Origin of the sequence: Maribacter sp. HS (genome assembly GCF_048059195.1) — a bacterium.
Lineage (GTDB): Bacteria > Bacteroidota > Bacteroidia > Flavobacteriales > Flavobacteriaceae > Maribacter > Maribacter dokdonensis.
Map to the genome: position 1 here is coordinate 984,919 of NZ_JAYLVV010000002.1, position 15,773 is coordinate 1,000,691.

The 15,773-nt window shown below is 35.6% G+C and carries 17 protein-coding genes; 5 read left to right on the top strand and 12 right to left on the bottom strand.

What is annotated here, in order from left to right:
• Positions 1-63 precede the first annotated feature (63 nt).
• Both VBZ51_RS04320 and VBZ51_RS04325 read left to right on the top strand, forming a co-directional pair.
• Complete coding sequence (locus VBZ51_RS04320) at positions 64-438, top strand: hypothetical protein (RefSeq protein ID WP_058104178.1); 375 nt, start codon at positions 64-66, stop codon at positions 436-438.
• 131 nt (positions 439-569) lie between these two features.
• Positions 570-1,274 (top strand): hypothetical protein, encoded by a 705-nt coding sequence (locus tag VBZ51_RS04325; RefSeq protein ID WP_058104179.1) that lies wholly within the window; start codon positions 570-572, stop codon positions 1,272-1,274.
• 50 nt (positions 1,275-1,324) lie between these two features.
• Here VBZ51_RS04325 and VBZ51_RS04330 read toward each other — a convergent pair whose 3' ends face one another.
• Positions 1,325-1,816, bottom strand: a complete 492-nt coding sequence (locus tag VBZ51_RS04330) for a nuclear transport factor 2 family protein (RefSeq protein WP_416576168.1) — start codon at positions 1,814-1,816, stop codon at positions 1,325-1,327.
• A complete protein-coding gene (locus tag VBZ51_RS04335; protein ID WP_058104181.1) occupies positions 1,803-2,303 on the bottom strand; it encodes a hypothetical protein in 501 nt (166 codons plus the stop codon). The genes VBZ51_RS04330 and VBZ51_RS04335 overlap by 14 nt, the downstream gene beginning before the upstream one ends.
• A 63-nt stretch (positions 2,304-2,366) precedes the next feature.
• Between VBZ51_RS04335 and VBZ51_RS04340 the strand changes: the two genes are divergently transcribed.
• On the top strand, positions 2,367-3,314 hold the full coding sequence (locus VBZ51_RS04340) for an NAD-dependent epimerase/dehydratase family protein (RefSeq protein ID WP_215996688.1): 948 nt from the start codon (positions 2,367-2,369) through the stop codon (positions 3,312-3,314).
• A gap of 20 nt (positions 3,315-3,334) precedes the next feature.
• Here the strand turns inward: VBZ51_RS04340 and rimK are convergent, their stop codons facing one another.
• The 6 genes from rimK to VBZ51_RS04370 all read right to left on the bottom strand — a co-directional run bounded on the left by rimK (position 3,335) and on the right by VBZ51_RS04370 (position 10,200).
• The gene (gene rimK, locus VBZ51_RS04345) at positions 3,335-4,705 is read right to left on the bottom strand and encodes a 30S ribosomal protein S6--L-glutamate ligase (RefSeq protein WP_416576169.1); all 1,371 of its coding nucleotides are present in this window, start codon (positions 4,703-4,705) and stop codon (positions 3,335-3,337) included.
• Between the two features lie 40 nt (positions 4,706-4,745).
• Positions 4,746-6,272 carry a bifunctional GNAT family N-acetyltransferase/carbon-nitrogen hydrolase family protein gene (locus VBZ51_RS04350; protein ID WP_074671370.1) on the bottom strand — a complete coding sequence of 509 codons (1,527 nt, stop codon included), beginning with the start codon at positions 6,270-6,272 and terminating at the stop codon, positions 4,746-4,748.
• A 193-nt stretch (positions 6,273-6,465) separates the two neighbouring features.
• A complete protein-coding gene (locus tag VBZ51_RS04355; protein WP_058104185.1) occupies positions 6,466-6,789 on the bottom strand; it encodes a hypothetical protein in 324 nt (107 codons plus the stop codon).
• Between the two features lie 2 nt (positions 6,790-6,791).
• A complete protein-coding gene (locus tag VBZ51_RS04360) occupies positions 6,792-7,769 on the bottom strand; it encodes a deoxyhypusine synthase family protein (RefSeq protein ID WP_416576170.1) in 978 nt (325 codons plus the stop codon).
• Positions 7,756-8,694, bottom strand: coding sequence for an agmatinase (gene speB, locus VBZ51_RS04365; RefSeq protein ID WP_286814118.1), 939 nt, complete (start codon positions 8,692-8,694; stop codon positions 7,756-7,758). The genes VBZ51_RS04360 and speB overlap by 14 nt, the downstream gene beginning before the upstream one ends.
• A gap of 93 nt (positions 8,695-8,787) precedes the next feature.
• A complete protein-coding gene (locus tag VBZ51_RS04370) occupies positions 8,788-10,200 on the bottom strand; it encodes an arginine decarboxylase (RefSeq protein ID WP_058104187.1) in 1,413 nt (470 codons plus the stop codon).
• Between the two features lie 469 nt (positions 10,201-10,669).
• Between VBZ51_RS04370 and VBZ51_RS04375 the strand changes: the two genes are divergently transcribed.
• Together VBZ51_RS04375 and VBZ51_RS04380 are read left to right on the top strand one after the other, a co-directional pair.
• Positions 10,670-11,404 carry a hypothetical protein gene (locus tag VBZ51_RS04375; protein ID WP_416576171.1) on the top strand — a complete coding sequence of 245 codons (735 nt, stop codon included), beginning with the start codon at positions 10,670-10,672 and terminating at the stop codon, positions 11,402-11,404.
• Positions 11,405-11,947: 543 nt separating this feature from the next.
• Positions 11,948-13,045 (top strand): adenylate/guanylate cyclase domain-containing protein, encoded by a 1,098-nt coding sequence (locus tag VBZ51_RS04380; protein WP_416576172.1) that lies wholly within the window; start codon positions 11,948-11,950, stop codon positions 13,043-13,045.
• Here VBZ51_RS04380 and VBZ51_RS04385 read toward each other — a convergent pair.
• Genes VBZ51_RS04385 through VBZ51_RS04400 form a run of 4 tightly spaced genes read right to left on the bottom strand, consistent with a single transcriptional unit; the run spans position 13,032 to position 15,730 of the window.
• Positions 13,032-13,490 carry a hypothetical protein gene (locus tag VBZ51_RS04385; protein ID WP_348426412.1) on the bottom strand — a complete coding sequence of 153 codons (459 nt, stop codon included), beginning with the start codon at positions 13,488-13,490 and terminating at the stop codon, positions 13,032-13,034. The genes VBZ51_RS04380 and VBZ51_RS04385 overlap by 14 nt on opposite strands.
• A 2-nt stretch (positions 13,491-13,492) precedes the next feature.
• Positions 13,493-14,152 carry a hypothetical protein gene (locus VBZ51_RS04390; protein WP_348428417.1) on the bottom strand — a complete coding sequence of 220 codons (660 nt, stop codon included), beginning with the start codon at positions 14,150-14,152 and terminating at the stop codon, positions 13,493-13,495.
• Positions 14,142-14,666 carry an RNA polymerase sigma factor gene (locus VBZ51_RS04395; protein WP_071341034.1) on the bottom strand — a complete coding sequence of 175 codons (525 nt, stop codon included), beginning with the start codon at positions 14,664-14,666 and terminating at the stop codon, positions 14,142-14,144. Before VBZ51_RS04395 ends, VBZ51_RS04390 begins: the two co-directional genes overlap by 11 nt.
• Positions 14,667-14,680: 14 nt before the next feature.
• Positions 14,681-15,730: an alpha/beta hydrolase gene (locus tag VBZ51_RS04400; protein ID WP_416576173.1), complete on the bottom strand. Its 1,050-nt coding sequence runs from the start codon at positions 15,728-15,730 to the stop codon at positions 14,681-14,683.
• Positions 15,731-15,773 lie beyond the last annotated feature (43 nt).

Here is a 15,773-nt window from a genome sequence, read left to right on the forward strand (position 1 = left end):
TGACTTTCAACTACTTATCGACGTAATACATACCTTTGTTTAACAATATAAAACCATAATGTTATGAAGAAAGATAAATTACGGGAGAGGGTTTTAGTTGAATTAGAGAAGCTCATCTCCCTAAGTTGTAAGAACCCAACAGGTTCTAAAAAATATGAAGATTTGCATGTAGCACTTTTAAAAAAGCATTACAGTGCTACCAATGTAACCATAGACTATCACCGTCATAGAATTCAAATGGAGGTTATAGAAGATGTTAGTCTATATGACCCTAAAACGGTAAATACATATTTACCTACATTCTACACGAATCTATTATTCAACAATCTATGTAATTTCTTGATTTCATGTGTAGAAAAGGACAATAAAAGTATTGGTTTTTACACCCAACTTTTAAACTCTTTCAAAGGTTCAAAAAACCAATTAGAGTTAGCTTAAGAAACCCTATTCGTTGTAAAAAAAAGACGCCATAAGAGGCGTCTTTTTTTGTTTGGAACATTTAAACCTTTCCTTAACAAGATCATACAGAATAATTTAATAGTTTAGCGCACTTTAAAAGAATCAGATAAATGAAAAAATCAGTTTTAATATTAGTAGCGGCCATTTTACTATCGGGCAGCTATGGATATGCACAGACCAAATCAGAATTACTTAAACATTACGAAGCATTTTATGACCAAATGAGGTTACAAGGTGATGTAGATGGTGTAATTAATGCACTAACTCACCTAAACGTGCTATCACCATCAAAAGAAAGAAATGATACCCTAGCCTATATTTATGCCAATGACAACCAACATTTACAGGCATTGAATATTATAGGGATTGAAAAACTGGATTCAGATTCTAACTTGGCCATACAGGTAAAAGCGGTTTCTTTAAAAGCTTTGAACCAACCAAAAAGGGCGTTAGAACAATTTGAAGCATTATATGCCAGAGAGCCAAATGCCTACCTTGCTTATGAACTAGCAGACCTTAAGGTACAAACAGGAGATAATGTAGGCGCAATGAAACATGTTGAATATGGTATTGCAAATGCCAAAGACGATATGAAATATGCATTTTATGAGCGTCAGCAACCATACGAAGTACCTTTAAAAGCCGCCTTTATTCATGTAAAGGCACTTATACAGTACAATATGGACAAAACTAATATTGACCAAGCTATAGCTACTTTGGACGAAGCTTTGGCCATTGATCCCAATTTTAATTTGGCCAGCTTAAGCAAGCAAGCATTGACTTCGCGAAAAGAAGCACCTACCGAGAAAAAATAATGTCACTTAAGTTTAAAAAAAAGGCGAATCACTTGATTCGCCTTTTTTTATTAATTTGTTTTTAGCTTTTCTAAAAGAGTATTGTCCGTTTCTTTTTTCAGCTCTACCAACTCATCTACCAAATCATTAGGTACCGCAATAGACAGCACATAATGTGCTACCTTCCATTGTCCATCTATCTTTTTCAATACTCCCGATCCACGGCAAATTTTCATTTGTGTATCTAAAAGCTCATCGAACCATGCGAAATCGGCTTCATTATTTATATAAATATTACGCTCAACCGCAGTAAAATTCCAAGCTTTTCCTTTATCAAAATAAGGTTTTGAAAAACTCATAAACGCATCTCTTTGCCAATTCTCGGTAGCATCGGTACCTATAAATACAGCATCATTCGTCATTAAATCAAAATAGGCGTCAAAGTCTGCAGAACCGGCCGCTGCATGCCAACTGTTCAAAGTTTCGGTAATTTGTGCTTTCTCATTATTCTGTGAAAAAATAAATGAGGAGAACAGTAATATAAATAGGCTAATTTTCTTCATTCTTAAGTAGTTCTTCTGGCAACGTATTGTTGACCACAACGTTAAATTGATTTCTAAGATCATTATAGGCCTTTATCATCTGAATCATAGATTCCGTAGGATTTTGTCTATACTCCAAATCGCCCTTGGTTTTTAAAACAAAGGTTTTGAACAGTTTCTGCCTACCCTTAATTTGTTGGATATTGAATTTTTCAGGGTATTCGCTTTCTTCTAGTTTTTTTTGATTTTCTATAATCTCATCGATCACAAGTTCAAAATCTTCTATGTAATCAGAGGAATACATTTTGTCAAAACTTTTATCCAAGGCGTTATATTCCAACCAATCTTTTAAAATAGCATGGGCTTTGGTATCTAAGCCAATTTTTACGGGCAGGCTGTCTTTTGTAGACTGCCAAAGAGATTCATGTACAACCGTGGTTTCCTTTGCTTCCTCTTTGCAAGAGGCAACTAGGACTATGAGTGATAAAAAAAAGATAATTTTGGACATAAGCGAATGTACAAATTTTAAGAAAAGGTATCTTTATCTCAAATTCATTTAACGAAAAATTTAATGCCGAAATATATTTTGATTATTGGGGCCTGTGGTCAAATTGGAACAGAACTAACCTTAACCCTTAGGGAGAAATACGGTAGTGAGTATGTAATTGCCAGTGATATTAGGGAAGGTAATGAAGATTTAATGCAATCTGGACCATTTGAAATATTAGATGCCACTAATTATGACGCGCTTGAAGAGGTCATTGCCTATTACGAAATTTCTGAAGTGTATTTAATGGCCGCTATGCTTAGTGCAACGGCAGAGAAATTTCCGATGCGTGCATGGAATTTGAACATGAATACCCTTTTCAATGTATTGAATTTGGCAAAGGAGAAAAAAATAGATAAAATCTTTTGGCCGTCTAGTATCGCCGTTTTTGGTCCGAATACACCAAAAGACGATACTCCGCAAAATACCATAATGGAGCCAAGTACGGTTTATGGTATTAGTAAGCAAAGCGGTGAACGATGGTGCGAGTATTATTTCAAAAAATTTGACGTAGATGTAAGAAGCATTAGATACCCAGGCCTTATTAGCTGGAAAACCATGCCAGGTGGCGGAACAACTGATTATGCCGTAGAAATATACCATAAAGCACTTTCAGAAGGCTCATACACCTGTTTCTTGGAAGAAGACACTAAATTACCTATGATGTTCATGGACGATGCCATACGTGCCACATTACAGATCATGGAAGCCCCATCTGAGAACATCAAAGAGCGTTCTGCCTATAATTTGGCAGCAATGAGCTTTACGCCCAAAGAAATGGCCGAAAATATAAAAGCTGTGATCCCTGAATTTGAAATGGCCTATGAACCGGATTTTAGGCAAGAAATTGCCAACTCTTGGCCAAGTAGTATTGATGATAGCAGTGCCCAAAAAGATTGGAATTGGAAGGCAGAATTTGACCTTGAAAAAACTACTGAAACAATGTTAGAAAATTTGAAGAACAGGGTTTAGCCTGTTCTTCAAATTAATATTTAGTTAATAAACTTCAATCGCTTTTCAATTGCCATGATCATGGCATTGGCGATATCTTTACCTGTAGCATTTTCAATACCCTCTAAACCTGGTGATGAGTTAACTTCCAATAATAACGGTCCTTTGTTAGATCGTATGATATCTACACCCGCAACGGCAAGGTTCAATACTTTAGCGGCTTTTAAAGCCAACTTCTTTTCATCAGCTGTAATCTTAACGATTGATGCCGTACCACCTTGGTGAATATTTGCCCTGAACTCCCCCTTTTGGGCTTGACGCTGCATACTGGCCACTACTCTGCCGTTCACCACAAAACAACGGATATCTTGTCCGTTTGCTTCTTTAATGAACTCTTGTACCAATATGTTCGTGTTAACGCTCTTAAAGGCATTGATTACACTTTCAGCGGCCTTATTGGTTTCGGCAAGAACAACACCCTTACCTTGCGTACTTTCCAAAAGTTTAATGATCAATGGTGCACCGTTGACCATTTTGATCAAGTCTTTGGTATCCATAGGTGATTTTGCAAAACCGGTAATAGGAATATGGATATCATAGTTTGAGAACAACTGTGATGCAAACAATTTATCTCTGGATTGTGTAATAGCCTCTGCCGAATTCTGACAGTATACACCAAGATTGTTAAACTGACGGATCAATGCGCAACCGTAAAATGTTACGGATGGCTTTATTCTTGGAATAACCGCATCATAATCTTTAAGAATAATACCACCACGATATCTAATTTCGGGCGAATGGGCATCAAGCTTCATATAGGCTTGCTCAACATTTAAGAAATGTATTTCATGACCCCTTGCCTCTGCGGCTTCCATGATTCTCTTATTACTGTACAAATTTGGATTACTGGCCAAAAGTGCAATCTTTAGTCCTGATTTTTCTTTAAAATAAGGAGCGTAAAACTTATTGACCTCTTGATCTTCAAACGATCCTAATTGATAGTTTACCGCAGGGTTTACAATAAAGCGCTCATTTAAAGCCTCTCTACCTAAAAGCATACGGAACTCCATAGTATCTCTATTGGCCAAGGTCAATTCAATATCAAATTTGGCATCACCTAAGGTAACCGGTGTTTTTATCACCAGACGTTCTTCTGATATACCCGATGAACTTTTAACCATACGACGGGCAATCAACCTTGCTTGGCATTCAATGGCAATACTACGGTTTTCTTGAAGCGGACTAACCTCAAATTTAACCCATTCCTGACCTCCTTTTGATACTATTTTTAAATTAGTAGCTTGTATGGAAGATGTTTTTGCTCCAGAGTCTACCCTGGCTTTAATTGCCGGTATACCCAGGTCATTGAACACACACCACTCTTCACTACCTATTATTTTTAAATTATCCAATTCTGTTTGTTTTTGACTCCTTTTTATAATAGGAGCTTTCTTATTTCTTTTTTAACTCAAATAAATCTGTTCTTCTATCGCGAAGATTACGTACTGCACCAAACTGATTTAGTTCACGTAATAAACTAATATCAACATCGGCAATTAAGATCATTTCTGTATTCGGTGTTGCCTCTGCTTTGATTCCGTTTGTTGGAAAAGAGAAATCGCACGGTGTAAAAACCATAGACTGGGCAAACTGAATATCCATATTCTGAACATTTGGCAAGTTACCTACACTACCTGCAATAGCAACATAACATTCATTTTCTATTGCTCTAGCCTGCGCACAATTACGCACTCTAGAATAACCATTTTGGGTATCTGTCAAGAAAGGAACGAACAAAATATCCATACCTTCATCTGCAAGCAGTCTACTAAGCTCAGGAAACTCAGAATCATAGCACACCAACACCCCAATTTTACCACAATCAGTATCAAAAGCCTTTAATTGATTACCGCCTTGCATTCCCCAAACCTTGGCTTCATCTGGTGTTACGTGAAGTTTTTCATAGCGCTCCATACTACCATCCCTTCTACATAAATACCCCACATTGTACAAGCGACCATCGATCATTTCCGGCATACTACCTGTAATGATATTAATGTTGTACGATATGGAAAACTCAGAGAATTTTTGGGCAATTGCCTGTGTATGCTTTGCCAATTCACGAATAGCATCTGGCGTAGACATGTGATTGTTAACCGCCATTAAAGGTGCGTTGAAAAACTCAGGAAACAATGCAAAGTCTGATCGGTAACCAGAAACGGCGTCGATAAAATACTCTGCCTGCTCCAACAATTCATCTAGATCCTTATACGGTCTCATTTGCCATTGAATCAACCCTAATCTAATTACGGTTTTTTTAGTAGCGGCTTTTTTAGACGGTTTTTGGTAATAGATATTATCCCACTCCATCAAAATAGCAAAATCTTGTGAAGCCTTATCGCCATCTAAATACCCTTTCATTACCTTGGCAGGATGAAAATCATTACTGATCTGAAAATTCAGTACAGGATCTTGAATCTCTTTTCTACGGACCTTATCAATGTATTCTTTTGGTGATAGTTTTGATGCATAGGCATGGTAATTTGGCATTCTACCACCAAAAACGATGCTTTTTAAGTTTAACTTTTCACAAAGCTCTTTTCTATAATCATATAAACGACGCCCTAAACGAAGACCTCTAAAGCTTGGCTTTATAAACACCTCTATACCATAAAGCACATCACCCTCATTATCATGGGTGTCAAAAGAGTATTTGCCCGTAATCTGCTCATAGGTATGATTGTCATCAAAATCATCATAATCTACGACAATAGAAAGGGCTACCCCTGCAAGTTGACCATTGATCTTAATAACGACCTGACCCTCAGGAAATTTTTCGATCAACGATTTTATATGTTTCTCTTTCCAATATGAACCCGGCATATTGGTGTAGGCAGAAATCATAGCAGTTTTAAGTTCTTGATAATCATCAAGGTCCAAAAACTTTAATTCAATATTTTCAATTTCATCAATTTTCATATACCTGTTGTAAGCACAACGATATTTAGTTTATAGTTTTATTGGTAATCCATTTTGGGACAGTCCCAAAGGGCAATCGGAAATTGTAATCGTAACATCTCGCTTTGCGAGAAAAACTTGGTTTCCGGTCTACAGAAAATAGACCGGATGTATTATTCTCTAAAGAGCAGGAGCAACTTGGGCGATAGAAAAACTAGTCTTCATCATCGCCATCAACCATATCCTCAGGGTTTGGTTCTACAACGGCAGTTGGATCATCATCATCAAAATCTTCATAATCATCTTCGTCATAATTCTCCATTGTATACTCAAGCTTAGCACTGATTTTTACTAAATACTTAGTGTCTTCGGTCAATACCTCAACAGCTTCTATACGCTCTCCTTGAGCATTTCTAAAGGAGATAATATTACGGTCATCATACCCATCTGGGTATCTTTCTACCAACAATTTCAACACTTCTGGTGTCAATTTTTTAAAGTCGACTATGACTCTTTTTAAATGTGCGTTCTTGTCCATAATTACATGTCTAATAGGTAAGCAAAAATTAAGGGCGCAACAATTGTCGCATCACTTTCAATTATATATTTGGGTGTATTGATATCCAATTTCCCCCAGGTAATTTTTTCATTTGGTACAGCACCCGAGTATGAACCATAACTTGTTGTACTGTCGCTAATTTGGCAGAAATAGCTCCAGAACGGCGTATCTGTACGTTCCATATCTTGATACAGCATTGGTACAACACAAATAGGAAAATCTCCGGCGATACCTCCACCAATTTGGAAGAACCCAATACCGTTTTCAGAATTTGCCGTATACCAGTCTGCCAAGAAGGTCATGTATTCAATACCAGATTTCATGGTACTTGCCTTTAGTTCACCTTTCATTACATATGATGCAAAAATGTTACCCATGGTACTATCTTCCCAACCTGGGCAAATAATAGGCAGGTTCTTTTCTGCAGCAGCGTACATCCAGGAATCTTTAAGGTCTATTTCATAATATTCCTCTAACACTCCGGAAAGTAACATTTTATACATGAACTCATGTGGCAAATAACGTTCGCCCTTATCATCTGCATCTTTCCAAATTTTGAAAATATGCTCTTGCAATCTTCTAAAAGCTTCCTCTTCTGGAATACAGGTATCGGTAACCCTATTCAAGCCTTTTTCCAACAGGTCCCACTCGTCTTGCGGAGTCAAATCTCTATAATTAGGTACACGCTTGTAATGAGAATGCGCCACCAAATTCATAATATCCTCTTCTAAATTGGCACCGGTACAGGAAATGATCTGTACCTTATCTTGGCGTACAACCTCTGCAAAGATCTTACCTAATTCTGCAGTAGACATAGCGCCAGCCAAAGAAACCAACATTTTGGCACCGTTGTCCAGCTGTTCTTCATACCCTTTGGCAGCATCTACCAAAGCAGCCGCATTAAAGTGTAAATAATATTTTTCTATGAAATTGGTGATTGCACCTTTAGTCTTCGTCATCTTCGAATCTTGAATTTGTATTTGCTTTATAATCAATATCAAAAGTATTGTCATACTCTTGATCTATGTCTTGCCCTGCAAATTTATAGCTGAGCATTTTGTAATATAATTTAGCCGCCAAAAAGTCTGACGATTTATCATTTTTGTTAGGGCAAAGTTCAACAATGTCAAAACCTACCACGTTCTTATCTTCAAAAACCTGCTTTAAAAACTCCAAGGTCTCGTACCAAAGTAGTCCTCCTGGTTCTGGTGTACCGGTAGAAGGCATAATGGACGGATCAAAAGCATCAAGATCCAATGTTATAAAGACATTATCGGTCATTGCTTCTATAACCTTATCTGACCAATATTCATCAGCAACCATATCATGGGCAAAAAAAGTTTTTTCCTCATCCATTACGGTCTTTTCAATCACATCCATAGAACGAATACCTACCTGAACCAAATTGGTAGTCTGGCTAGCTTCGTATACGGCACAGGCATGGTTATACTTTGTACCTTCATAAGATTCCCTAAGATCCGCATGAGCATCTATCTGCAATACCGTTAAATTATCAAAACACTCGTTAAAGGCTCTAATAGAACCAATAGATATTGAATGTTCACCGCCAAAAAGGGTTACAAACTTGTTACGTTTAATAAAATCTTTGGTAATGTTATGTACCTCATTTACCATTGCCTCTGGAGAACTATTCTCTGTAATTGGCTCGGTTAAATGAATACCCTGCTTGTAAACTTCAGAATCGGTTTCAATATCATACAATTCCATGTTTTCCGAAGCTTCCAAAAAAGCTTCAGGACCTTTGTCCGCTCCTTTACCCCAAGTACTTGTTCCGTCATAAGGAACAGGTATCAAGATAATTTTGGATTTTTCTAGTTGTGCGAATTCATCGGAAATACCGGCATAATTCTTAGATGTACTCATGATATATTAGCTATTGTTAAGTGGTTTTTTAGTAATATTTTCAATTTTATATACGTATTTCTATTTCTATCGGTCTTTGTTACCGGATTATTTTTATTCATTTTCTGGCTCTACCTCATAACCCAGAATATTTAGCAGGTCTTCTGCTTTTTGTTGGGACCTAAAGAGTTTGTAAGTGAAGTTACCGTTTTCATCCTTATCAATCAATATATGCTTTGGCTGTGGAATTAAACAGTGCTGTAAACCACCATAACCGCCAATGGTCTCTTGATAGGCTCCAGTATTGAAAAAACCTATGTACAACGGTTTTTCCCTTTTATACTTAGGCAAATAAATAGCGTTCATGTTCTGCTCACTGTTATAATAATCATCACTATCACATGTTAGTCCGCCCAACAATACACGCTCATACTCATCATTCCACCTATTGATCGGTAACATGATAAATCTTTTATTGATAGCCCAAGTATCTGGCAATGTGGTTATAAAAGAAGAATCTATCATATTCCACTTTTCGCGATCATTTTGTTGTTTTTGATATAAGATCTCATAAATGGCACCACCACTTTCACCTACAGTAAAGCTGCCGAATTCGGTAAAAATATGAGGAACGGGCACATCTGCTTCTGAGCAAGTGATATTGATCTGATTTAAAATTTCATTGATCATGTATTGGTAATCATACTCAAAAGCCAGGGTGTTCTTTATAGGGAAACCGCCACCAATATTTAAACTGTCCAATGATGGGCAAATTTTCTTTAGACGAACATAAACCTTAAGACATTTTACAAGCTCGTTCCAGTAATAAGCATTGTCACGAATACCGGTATTAATGAAGAAGTGAAGCATTTTAAGCTCTACCTTATCATTATCCTTGATCTGGTTCTCATAGAAAGGAACAATATTCTTATAGCCAATACCTAAACGAGAAGTATAAAATTCGAATTTAGGCTCTTCTTCAGATGCTATACGAATACCTACTTTAAAGGTGTCATTGATAGCATCTGAAAGTAAATCTATTTCTTCATAATTATCTATAATGGGAATACAGTTCTGGTGTCCATTATTTATTAAGCGTGCAATATTATCAATGTATTTTTCACGCTTAAATCCGTTACAGATAACAAAAGTGTCATTGCTTAATTTACCATCTGCTTTAAGTTTTTCAATGATATTGATATCAAAGGCAGAAGAGGTTTCCATATGAATATTGTTCTTTAAAGCTTCATGCATTATATGCTGAAAATGCGAGCTTTTAGTACAGTAACAATAGTGATATTTACCCTTGTAATTATTTTTTTCTATAGCATTTGCAAACCAGTTTTTTGCCCTAAGAATATTCTCTGAAATTTTAGGCAAATAAGTAAATTTCAACGGGCTGCCATATTGCTTTACCAGCTCATTTAGAGGTATGCCGTGAAATTGTAGGTGTTCACCATCTAGATTGAACTCTTCTTGGGGGAAATAGTAAGTTTGATCAATTAGATCAATGTATTTGGTATTCATGAAATTGAATTATAATGAAATTTGATATTTGTTAAATATAGTAACTAGCCCAAAGACTTAAAGTTAAGAAAACGTAACCATGTTGAATAGTGTATCACACCAAAATTTGCCTCTGCGTAGTAGGAATAAAGAAGTAATCATGCTGACTTTGCATGATAGTAGAAAATGAATTGGAAGTTTGCTTTACTAATCGGCAACCTATCTTATAAGCCATTTGTGGGAAATACTTCCAATTTCCCTCAAACCCGAACATAGAATAACGATACATAATGTTCAGCTAAAAGCTTGAAATCTCCAACACACAAAGTTGTATATTAGGACATGACAAATGAAATCAAAAAAAATGAAAAAACAAGCGTTTTCATTTTTTTTACGACAATTAACATTTTTTTCAATTTTCATACTAAAAATTATTACCAACTTTACGATAACTGCTTAATTTTCATATTTTTACAAACACACAACACCAATGGGAAAAATTAATTTAAAACTGATATCTGCAAGTATTTTACTGCTTTTGGCTTCAAGCTTGGTTGTATACGGTCAAATTCCGACCGGAATTTACACTGACACCGTACAAAACAACGGATCAAAAACAGTGCATCAAGTAAAAATAAACGGTGACTATTTCATCTATAATGAGTATGAAGTTGACCCTGCACAATTCATTAAGACTGTAGGAGGATTTTTTAAAATAGAGAACACCTCATCTCAAAATACCTTAGTAGTCCAATTGGAGTTTAACTCCGACTACGAAAAAGATGCCTTGAAACAACTTACCATACCTTTTAAAATGGATGGTGAAAATCTGCAACTGCATTGGAACCAAAAGTTAGCATTAGAGCCCACTACCACAGCTGCCCAAGATTTAGATGGCGCTTGGCTCTTTGCCACTAGAGGACCAGATAATGGTCAAGAAAGACGTGGCGAAGAAAATTCTAGAAAAACATTGAAGTTATTAATGGACAATACATTTCAATGGGTAGCGTATGACACTGAATCTTTTAGGTTTTCTGGTACAGGTGGTGGTAGCTACACCTCATTAGATGGTATATACACAGAACATATTGAATTCTTCTCAAAAGATGATACCAGAGTTGGGGCACAATTGAATTTTAATTATAACATAAAAGGAAAAGATTGGCACCACACGGGTAAAAACAGTAAAGGTGAACCTATGTATGAAATATGGAGCAAAAGATAACCAACCAGGATTTTACCCTAACATAGCACATTAATTTATTGATAATTAGTACGTTCAGTACTTAAAACTTAAAAAAAACACTACCGTTTATCGAAAATAACATTAGATGACCATTACCCTTTCTTAGTTTTTATAGTTTAGCAGAAAATTCCTACTCATGTCTAACTACATTAACCTTTTCGGATTTTTTGCTATTTGTTTGGTAATTGCCTTTTTATGGGTATTCTTTTTTACCGAAAACAAAAATTGAACCCGAAAGGTTTAATGGTTATGACCAATATTTATGGCATAAAAAAGCCGATTTCAACAATCGGCTTTTTCAAACTAACTCAAACTAAGAACGTATCCCTTTATTAGGGCGCTGCAAAATTAGGGATCATTGTTTTCTACAAGGTCATTTGTACGTAAACATACTGTTATGAAATTGATATGTTCATTTCATAAAACCCTAAACACTTTCGCCTATTCATATTTCCATTATAATCCCGGTCTTTTCTATTATTCTTTGCTATTTTAGTTATAACCAAGAGAATAATAACGGGTATGGGTTTGTCTCCTAAATCAAAAAGAAGATTACAACGTATTTTACCATTTGGTGTAATATGGTTTGTAATTGGTCTTTTTGTTTTATTTATTCAAGAAGCAGCTACCGGCAATAAAAACATAAACCCAAATGCAGCAATTACATTAACTCCTAAGGTATTTGTATTTGCTATGACCTCGGTTACGCTTATTGGTTTGTTGATGGGAACTATAGAAGTACTTTGGTTAGGTAATTTGTTCAACAATAAAAGCTTTTACAAGAAAATACTTTACAAACTAGGTCTGTATACATTTCTACTGCTGATCACCATTATAATTGTATATCCAATAGCCGCTTCTATAGAATTGGGCTTACCAGTATTTCATCAAATGGTATTACAAAAGTTATCTAATTTTTTAATAAGCCTAGACTTTTTAAGTACCATGGTTTCCATTGCAGTAAGCCTATTTGCCGGACTCTTCTATTCGGAAATTAGTCAGAATGTGGGTGATGCCGTACTTAAGAACTTTTTTACCGGAAAATACCACAAGCCCATTCAAGAAAAGCGCATATTTCTTTTTTGCGATATGAAATCGTCTACAACCATTGCGGAACATTTGGGGCATATTGAATATTTTAAAATGCTTAAAGCGTACTATGCAGATTTTACCAATGCCATAATCAATCATTCAGGTTCGGTTTATCAATACGTAGGCGATGAAATCATCATCTCCTGGAAGTATGAGGAAGGAATAAAAAACAACAACTGGATCAATTGCTTTTTAGCCATGAAACAAGACCTGCATAATAAAGCGGAATGGTACAAAAACAATTTTGGTTTAGCGCCCACTTTTAAATCTGGCTTTCACGTTGGCGAAGTAACAACCGGCGAAATAGGTACGCTAAAAAAAGAAATTATATTTACTGGTGATGTTTTAAATACAACCGCAAGAATTCAAGGGCTCTGTAACACTTATAACGTTGACATTTTAATCTCTAAAGAGCTCATTAAAGAACTAAAACCAGAGGAAAGCTTGAAAATTATGTCACAAGGTATAGCCGAATTAAAGGGTAAGGAGGAAAAAATGGAACTTTTTACCGTCCTTAGAAATAGTTGAAGTAAAAGGCGATTAAATTACCTAATACAAAACTAAAAATTACATTTAAGATAGATATCTTACCTAAATAGAACGCATTGGTAAAAGCGATATAAAACGCAACACCGGCGCTTACCAATAATACAGACATAATTAATATAGCGATAGATACCGTACCCAGCCCAAAAACGTTTAGTATACTGTTCAATACTACGGTAAAACCGAAAAGAGCCATGGCAAAATTAGTTTTTTTATGACCAACGAATAGATAATACGCTGCCGCCAATAACTCTACACAAATAGCAATAGCTCCAAACTGACCGTAATACGCTTTGGTAAAATATTCGCCAAGATGGTGTGGAGTAGCTACTTTTAAATAGAAAATTATTCCAAGGCTTATGGCAAGTATACCAAAACCAATGGCTACTAGTTTCCTCCTATTTACAGAATTTGTTTTGTATTGCATAATTACTTTTTAAATTCTTCAATATCCCTTAAAAACTCTACTGCCCTTTTAGTATTATTACTTGCGAGAATATCTAACAATCTTCTTACCCATTTAATATGCAAATTTTTATAACTGAGCTTTTTTAGAAACCATAACAACGGTATTAGTAACAATGCATTTATAATCACATACCTATATACAAAAGCACTATCTAAATAAGGAAAAATATCAAAATTGAAAAAGTAAGTCAACGCTACTATCGGGTAAGCCCACCACACCGGAGCGGATAGAAAAGCAAGCTTTATAAACAGTAAACTATGAATGTTTATCTTTTCAATTTTCTCCCTAATCTCTACAATAGGTTTGGCATAATCAACTTGGGCAGCTAAAACCAATTGCCCAATGCTACCAATGAGTGCTATTAGTGCAAAAAACTGCACTAATATTCCACTTACCACAAGGTGCAGTTTACCCCAATGGTTAACCGTGAATTTTCCTAAAATTACCATAACCAATAAAAAGAAAGCTACCTCTGTACTTCTTTTCACGAGAATAAAACGTGCTTGCTTTTTAGTATTCTCAAGCTTTATTCTTTCTAGGGATGCCTTATTTAAACTTAGAACGCTATCTAACTTACTATTATATTCTGTAAAAAGTTCTCTTATTTCTTTATCTTCCATGACTCTTTATTTTATCAAATTCTTTTTTAATCTTTACTTTGATCCTACCAATTTTAGTACCTACATTAGTGGTAGAAATACCCAATATGTCAGCAATCTCCTCATAGCTATTTTCTTCTAAGTACAATAGCATAATTGCCTTATCCAATTCTTTTAGTTTTTGTATAAATTCCTGTAACAACTTTACATTTGTTGACAGTTCTAAAGCTTCAACCGCATTACCTTCTTCTAAGCGAAACATTGATTCATCATTAAAAAAATCGTTTCGTTGATACCATTTCTTCTCTTTTCGATAAAATGAAATAGCAGTGTTCAAAGCAATTCGGTACATCCAGGTGGTAAACTTGTAATTTGGATTATAGCTATCAAAAGCATTCCATAATTGTATTATTATTTCCTGCTCCAAATCCTTTCTGTCTTCAAGTTGCGGACAATAGGAGTTGACTATCTTATAGATGATACGTTTATGCTCATCTATTACGCTTATGAAATTTTCCTTTTTGTTAGGTTCCATGTTTGGGCAGATAGTTACTGTAAGTTATGGTTATTGAACCAGTTGGCAATAATTTGCATTGCTTCAACATTATGACGAATTCCATTATGGCTTTCCCTGTCTATTATAAATACTTCACCATTACTATTCTCTGTAATTGCCTTAGGATATTCACTGGCATTAAACGCTTCGTCACTAGCGCCAACCAAGACTAATAATGGTTTATCAACACTTTGTAGCCCTACTTTATAATCAGCAGGATACATACTCTCGTTAGCACGATAACTATACTTGGTAACGGGCATGGTTTCTGGTAAATTAAAAAATAGTACAGGCAAATCATTATACTTGGTTTCGCCAATGGAGTTCATCATTTTAATACCAATAACTCTATTCAAGTGCAGTTTTAAAAAGGGTTCTTTCTCCCCTTCTAACGGTCCTATTTTCAACGTTGGGGAGTTTGCGCCTAATTGTGGGGCAAAGAGTAAATATCCGTCCACTTCTATAGCTTCTTTTGCCATAGCGTATTTTAAAATAACACCTCCACCCATTGAATGCCCAGCTAATATAATTCTCTGTTTAGGCTGTTCTTTTTTGATACTATGGACTACATCGATAACATCATCTACATACTGGTCAATATAAGATACATCGCCAGGTGCACCTTGAGATTGCCCATGCCCTCTAAAATCAAGAGCTACAATTTCACTATGCGTTGCTTCTTGTAACAACCCTGCTGTTCTATTCATCATATAAGCACTGGACAAAATACCATGTAAAAGAAGAATAGTAGTATCACTGTTACTATCGTATTGATAGGCAAACAATTGTTTTCCATCTCTAGCCATAATTTTTATTGGTCTGTTCTTATATATTTGCTCCAAACCAAGATCTGCTATGGCTTTGGCATCCATAGGCTTTGTTTGGCTTGCCTGATGATTGAATAATGGATCAGGTAGGTTTATCAGTTTTGCAATTTCATTCTGTACTTTTTCAAATTGTACCCAGTTATTTTCCTGGGACATTAGGAATGACGTTGTTATCAGAAAGAAAATAAGTATTAGGTAATCTGCTATTTTTTTCATGACTGTTAGATTTTTTTTGATTGTTTATTATATGATTCGCAAG

Coding starts and splice junctions, on each gene's coding strand:
- VBZ51_RS04370 (WP_058104187.1), bottom strand. CDS start 10,200: ATGAATACCAAATACATTGATCTAATTGATCAAACTTACTATTTCCCC.
- VBZ51_RS04380 (WP_416576172.1), top strand. CDS start 11,948: ATGGGTTTGTCTCCTAAATCAAAAAGAAGATTACAACGTATTTTACCA.
- VBZ51_RS04375 (WP_416576171.1), top strand. CDS start 10,670: ATGGGAAAAATTAATTTAAAACTGATATCTGCAAGTATTTTACTGCTT.
- VBZ51_RS04330 (WP_416576168.1), bottom strand. CDS start 1,816: ATGAAGAAAATTAGCCTATTTATATTACTGTTCTCCTCATTTATTTTT.
- VBZ51_RS04360 (WP_416576170.1), bottom strand. CDS start 7,769: ATGACGAAGACTAAAGGTGCAATCACCAATTTCATAGAAAAATATTAT.
- VBZ51_RS04355 (WP_058104185.1), bottom strand. CDS start 6,789: ATGGACAAGAACGCACATTTAAAAAGAGTCATAGTCGACTTTAAAAAA.
- VBZ51_RS04340 (WP_215996688.1), top strand. CDS start 2,367: ATGCCGAAATATATTTTGATTATTGGGGCCTGTGGTCAAATTGGAACA.
- speB (WP_286814118.1), bottom strand. CDS start 8,694: ATGAGTACATCTAAGAATTATGCCGGTATTTCCGATGAATTCGCACAA.
- VBZ51_RS04385 (WP_348426412.1), bottom strand. CDS start 13,490: ATGCAATACAAAACAAATTCTGTAAATAGGAGGAAACTAGTAGCCATT.
- VBZ51_RS04390 (WP_348428417.1), bottom strand. CDS start 14,152: ATGGAAGATAAAGAAATAAGAGAACTTTTTACAGAATATAATAGTAAG.
- VBZ51_RS04335 (WP_058104181.1), bottom strand. CDS start 2,303: ATGTCCAAAATTATCTTTTTTTTATCACTCATAGTCCTAGTTGCCTCT.
- VBZ51_RS04350 (WP_074671370.1), bottom strand. CDS start 6,272: ATGAAAATTGATGAAATTGAAAATATTGAATTAAAGTTTTTGGACCTT.
- VBZ51_RS04395 (WP_071341034.1), bottom strand. CDS start 14,666: ATGGAACCTAACAAAAAGGAAAATTTCATAAGCGTAATAGATGAGCAT.
- VBZ51_RS04400 (WP_416576173.1), bottom strand. CDS start 15,730: ATGAAAAAAATAGCAGATTACCTAATACTTATTTTCTTTCTGATAACA.
- VBZ51_RS04320 (WP_058104178.1), top strand. CDS start 64: ATGAAGAAAGATAAATTACGGGAGAGGGTTTTAGTTGAATTAGAGAAG.
- VBZ51_RS04325 (WP_058104179.1), top strand. CDS start 570: ATGAAAAAATCAGTTTTAATATTAGTAGCGGCCATTTTACTATCGGGC.